The sequence below is a fragment of the Streptomyces sp. NPDC056987 genome (assembly GCF_042673865.1).
Lineage (GTDB): Bacteria > Actinomycetota > Actinomycetes > Streptomycetales > Streptomycetaceae > Streptomyces.
Window position 1 is genome coordinate 1 of sequence record NZ_JBHURV010000081.1, and the last position, 5,414, is coordinate 5,414.

The 5,414-nt window shown below is 52.7% G+C and carries 8 tRNA genes and 3 rRNA genes; all 11 read right to left on the minus strand.

What is annotated here, in order from left to right:
- Positions 1 to 185 precede the first annotated feature (185 nt).
- A tRNA-Lys gene (locus tag ACFTZC_RS41745) sits at positions 186 to 261 on the minus strand.
- A gap of 4 nt (positions 262 to 265) precedes the next feature.
- Positions 266 to 340 (minus strand) — tRNA-Gln (locus ACFTZC_RS41750).
- A 4-nt stretch (positions 341 to 344) separates the two neighbouring features.
- Positions 345 to 429, minus strand: a tRNA-Tyr gene (locus ACFTZC_RS41755).
- Positions 430 to 451: 22 nt separating this feature from the next.
- Positions 452 to 524: transfer RNA gene (locus tag ACFTZC_RS41760), tRNA-Thr, on the minus strand.
- 4 nt (positions 525 to 528) lie between these two features.
- Positions 529 to 604, minus strand: a tRNA-Val gene (locus ACFTZC_RS41765).
- A gap of 3 nt (positions 605 to 607) precedes the next feature.
- Positions 608 to 682 (minus strand) — tRNA-Glu (locus ACFTZC_RS41770).
- A gap of 25 nt (positions 683 to 707) precedes the next feature.
- Positions 708 to 798 (minus strand) — tRNA-Ser (locus tag ACFTZC_RS41775).
- 4 nt (positions 799 to 802) lie between these two features.
- A tRNA-Asn gene (locus tag ACFTZC_RS41780) sits at positions 803 to 877 on the minus strand.
- A 45-nt stretch (positions 878 to 922) separates the two neighbouring features.
- A 5S ribosomal RNA gene (rrf, locus tag ACFTZC_RS41785) occupies positions 923 to 1,038 on the minus strand.
- Between the two features lie 54 nt (positions 1,039 to 1,092).
- Positions 1,093 to 4,022, minus strand: a 23S ribosomal RNA gene (locus tag ACFTZC_RS41790).
- 170 nt (positions 4,023 to 4,192) lie between these two features.
- Positions 4,193 to 5,414: ribosomal RNA gene (locus tag ACFTZC_RS41795) — 16S ribosomal RNA — on the minus strand; the annotation flags it as partial.

The window sequence follows — 5,414 nt, forward strand, 5'->3', positions numbered from 1 at the left end:
CCCGCGACCCCCACCATGGCAAGGTGGTGTTCTACCACTGAACTACTTCCGCAGACAGGATGTCCAGTTTTTCTAACTGTTATCCTATAAAATGCTGGTGAAGGGACTAGAACCCCCACGACATAAAGACACTAGATCCTAAGTCTAGCGCGTCTGCCAATTCCGCCACATCCGCAAGAAAAACATGGTGAGCCATGAAGGATTCGAACCTTCGACCCTCTGATTAAAAGTCAGATGCTCTACCAACTGAGCTAATGGCTCTTAATGGCTGGGCTAGCTGGATTCGAACCAACGCATGACGGAGTCAAAGTCCGTTGCCTTACCGCTTGGCTATAGCCCAAAAATGGTGGAGGGGGGCAGATTCGAACTGCCGAACCCTGAGGGAGCGGATTTACAGTCCGCCGCGTTTAGCCACTTCGCTACCCCTCCACATAAAATTTTGAAAAAACAGTGCCGGCAAGAGGACTTGAACCCCCAACCTACTGATTACAAGTCAGTTGCTCTACCAATTGAGCTACACCGGCAAGATGGTGGAGGATGACGGGCTCGAACCGCCGACCCTCTGCTTGTAAGGCAGATGCTCTCCCAGCTGAGCTAATCCTCCAAATGGTGACCCGTACGGGATTCGAACCCGTGTTACCGCCGTGAAAGGGCGGTGTCTTAACCGCTTGACCAACGGGCCGAAAATTATTATATCTGTAATCATATGGCGGAGAAGGAGGGATTTGAACCCTCGCGCCGCTTACACGACCTACACCCTTAGCAGGGGCGCCTCTTCAGCCACTTGAGTACTTCTCCAATATGGCTCCACAGGCAGGATTCGAACCTACGACCGATCGGTTAACAGCCGATAGCTCTACCACTGAGCTACTGCGGAATAATATAAAGCTTCATAAACAAACATGGTAGAATTAATAAATCTGCTTGGCGGCGTCCTACTCTCACAGGGGGAAACCCCCGACTACCATCGGCGCTGAAGAGCTTAACTTCCGTGTTCGGTATGGGAACGGGTGTGACCTCTTCGCTATCGCCACCAAACCATTGAGAGTGTTCTCTCAAAACTAGATAACAGGTGTGACATCATTCAAAAATATGGTTAAGTCCTCGATCGATTAGTATCTGTCAGCTCCATGTGTCGCCACACTTCCACCTCAGACCTATCAACCTGATCATCTTTCAGGGATCTTACTTCCTTGCGGAATGGGAAATCTCATCTTGAGGGGGGCTTCATGCTTAGATGCTTTCAGCACTTATCCCGTCCGCACATAGCTACCCAGCGATGCCCTTGGCAGAACAACTGGTACACCAGCGGTGCGTCCATCCCGGTCCTCTCGTACTAAGGACAGCTCCTCTCAAATTTCCTGCGCCCGCGACGGATAGGGACCGAACTGTCTCACGACGTTCTGAACCCAGCTCGCGTACCGCTTTAATGGGCGAACAGCCCAACCCTTGGGACCGACTACAGCCCCAGGATGCGATGAGCCGACATCGAGGTGCCAAACCTCCCCGTCGATGTGGACTCTTGGGGGAGATAAGCCTGTTATCCCCGGGGTAGCTTTTATCCGTTGAGCGATGGCCCTTCCATGCGGAACCACCGGATCACTAAGCCCGACTTTCGTCCCTGCTCGACTTGTAGGTCTCGCAGTCAAGCTCCCTTGTGCCTTTACACTCTGCGAATGATTTCCAACCATTCTGAGGGAACCTTTGGGCGCCTCCGTTACACTTTAGGAGGCGACCGCCCCAGTCAAACTGCCCACCTGACACTGTCTCCCCGCCCGATAAGGGCGGCGGGTTAGAAGGTCAATACAGCCAGGGTAGTATCCCACCGATGCCTCCACCGAAGCTGGCGCTCCGGTTTCCAAGGCTCCTACCTATCCTGTACAAGCTGTACCAACATTCAATATCAGGCTGCAGTAAAGCTCCACGGGGTCTTTCCGTCCTGTCGCGGGTAACCTGCATCTTCACAGGTACTATAATTTCACCGAGTCTCTCGTTGAGACAGTGCCCAGATCGTTGCGCCTTTCGTGCGGGTCGGAACTTACCCGACAAGGAATTTCGCTACCTTAGGACCGTTATAGTTACGGCCGCCGTTTACTGGGGCTTCAATTCGCACCTTCGCTTACGCTAAGCGCTCCTCTTAACCTTCCAGCACCGGGCAGGCGTCAGCCCCTATACTTCGCCTTACGGCTTCGCAGAGACCTGTGTTTTTGCTAAACAGTCGCCTGGGCCTATTCACTGCGGCTCTCTCGGGCTTGCACCCTAACAGAGCACCCCTTCTCCCGAAGTTACGGGGTCATTTTGCCGAGTTCCTTAACGAGAGTTCTCTCGATCACCTTAGGATTCTCTCCTCGCCTACCTGTGTCGGTTTGCGGTACGGGCACCTCTCACCTCGCTAGAGGCTTTTCTTGGCAGTGTGGAATCAGGAACTTCGCTACTATATTTCGCTCGCCATCACAGCTCAGCCTTATGGGAAACGGATTTGCCTATTTCCCAGCCTAACTGCTTGGACGCGGATATCCAATACCGCGCTTACCCTATCCTCCTGCGTCCCCCCATTGCTCAAATGGTGAGGAGGTGGTACAGGAATATCAACCTGTTGTCCATCGCCTACGCCTTTCGGCCTCGGCTTAGGTCCCGACTAACCCTGAGCGGACGAGCCTTCCTCAGGAAACCTTAGGCATTCGGTGGACGGGATTCTCACCCGTCTTTCGCTACTCATACCGGCATTCTCACTTCTAAGCGCTCCACCAGTCCTTCCGGTCTGGCTTCACAGCCCTTAGAACGCTCTCCTACCACTGTTCGAAGAACAGTCCGCAGCTTCGGTGATACGTTTAGCCCCGGTACATTTTCGGCGCAGAGTCACTCGACCAGTGAGCTATTACGCACTCTTTAAATGGTGGCTGCTTCTAAGCCAACATCCTGGTTGTCTAAGCAACTCCACATCCTTTTCCACTTAACGTATACTTTGGGACCTTAGCTGGCGGTCTGGGCTGTTTCCCTTTCGACTACGGATCTTATCACTCGCAGTCTGACTCCCAAGGATAAGTCATTGGCATTCGGAGTTTGACTGAATTCGGTAACCCGGTAGGGGCCCCTAGTCCAATCAGTGCTCTACCTCCAAGACTCTTACCTTGAGGCTAGCCCTAAAGCTATTTCGGAGAGAACCAGCTATCTCCAGGTTCGATTGGCATTTCACCCCTACCCACACCTCATCCCCGCACTTTTCAACGTGCGTGGGTTCGGGCCTCCATTCAGTGTTACCTGAACTTCACCCTGGACATGGGTAGATCACCTGGTTTCGGGTCTACGACCACGTACTCAATTCGCCCTATTCAGACTCGCTTTCGCTGCGGCTCCGCATCTTCTGCTTAACCTTGCACGGGATCGTAACTCGCCGGTTCATTCTACAAAAGGCACGCCATCACCCGTTAACGGGCTCTGACTACTTGTAGGCACACGGTTTCAGGATCTCTTTCACTCCCCTTCCGGGGTGCTTTTCACCTTTCCCTCACGGTACTGGTTCACTATCGGTCACTAGGGAGTATTTAGCCTTGGGAGATGGTCCTCCCGGATTCCGACGGAATTTCACGTGTTCCGCCGTACTCAGGATCCACTCAGGAGAGAACGAAGTTTTGACTACAGGGCTGTTACCTCCTATGGCGGGCCTTTCCAGACCTCTTCATCTACCTCGTTCCTTTGTAACTCCGTATAGAGTGTCCTACAACCCCAAGAGGCAAGCCTCTTGGTTTGGGCTATGTTCCGTTTCGCTCGCCGCTACTCAGGAAATCGCATTTGCTTTCTCTTCCTCCGGGTACTTAGATGTTTCAGTTCCCCGGGTCTGCCTTCTCATATCCTATGAATTCAGATATGGATACCACTCCATTACGAGTGGTGGGTTTCCCCATTCGGAAATCTCCGGATCAAAGCTTGCTTACAGCTCCCCGAAGCATATCGGTGTTCGTCCCGTCCTTCATCGGCTCCTAGTGCCAAGGCATCCACCGTGCGCCCTTTCTAACTTAACCGTTAAAAAGAATCACTATGTGATATCTTGTGTTACTAATTGAATGTGATGTCTACTGTTATCTAGTTTTCAAAGAACACGTTTCGAAGGAATGATCCTTCAAAACTAAACAAGACAGGGAACGTTCTGTTTATAAGACCCAAGGTCTTATATTCCGTATAATATCCTTAGAAAGGAGGTGATCCAGCCGCACCTTCCGATACGGCTACCTTGTTACGACTTCACCCCAATCATCTGTCCCACCTTCGGCGGCTGGCTCCTAAAAGGTTACCTCACCGACTTCGGGTGTTACAAACTCTCGTGGTGTGACGGGCGGTGTGTACAAGGCCCGGGAACGTATTCACCGCGGCATGCTGATCCGCGATTACTAGCGATTCCAGCTTCACGCAGTCGAGTTGCAGACTGCGATCCGAACTGAGAACAGATTTGTGGGATTGGCTTAACCTCGCGGTTTCGCTGCCCTTTGTTCTGTCCATTGTAGCACGTGTGTAGCCCAGGTCATAAGGGGCATGATGATTTGACGTCATCCCCACCTTCCTCCGGTTTGTCACCGGCAGTCACCTTAGAGTGCCCAACTAAATGCTGGCAACTAAGAACAAGGGTTGCGCTCGTTGCGGGACTTAACCCAACATCTCACGACACGAGCTGACGACAACCATGCACCACCTGTCACTCTGCCCCCGAAGGGGACGTCCTATCTCTAGGGTTGTCAGAGGATGTCAAGACCTGGTAAGGTTCTTCGCGTTGCTTCGAATTAAACCACATGCTCCACCGCTTGTGCGGGCCCCCGTCAATTCCTTTGAGTTTCAGTCTTGCGACCGTACTCCCCAGGCGGAGTGCTTAATGCGTTAGCTGCAGCACTAAGGGGCGGAAACCCCCTAACACTTAGCACTCATCGTTTACGGCGTGGACTACCAGGGTATCTAATCCTGTTCGCTCCCCACGCTTTCGCTCCTCAGCGTCAGTTACAGACCAGAGAGTCGCCTTCGCCACTGGTGTTCCTCCACATCTCTACGCATTTCACCGCTACACGTGGAATTCCACTCTCCTCTTCTGCACTCAAGTTCCCCAGTTTCCAATGACCCTCCCCGGTTGAGCCGGGGGCTTTCACATCAGACTTAAGAAACCGCCTGCGAGCCCTTTACGCCCAATAATTCCGGACAACGCTTGCCACCTACGTATTACCGCGGCTGCTGGCACGTAGTTAGCCGTGGCTTTCTGGTTAGGTACCGTCAAGGTGCCAGCAGTTACTCTGGTACTTGTTCTTCCCTAACAACAGAGCTTTACGATCCGAAAACCTTCATCACTCACGCGGCGTTGCTCCGTCAGACTTTCGTCCATTGCGGAAGATTCCCTACTGCTGCCTCCCGTAGGAGTCTGGGCCGTGTCTCAG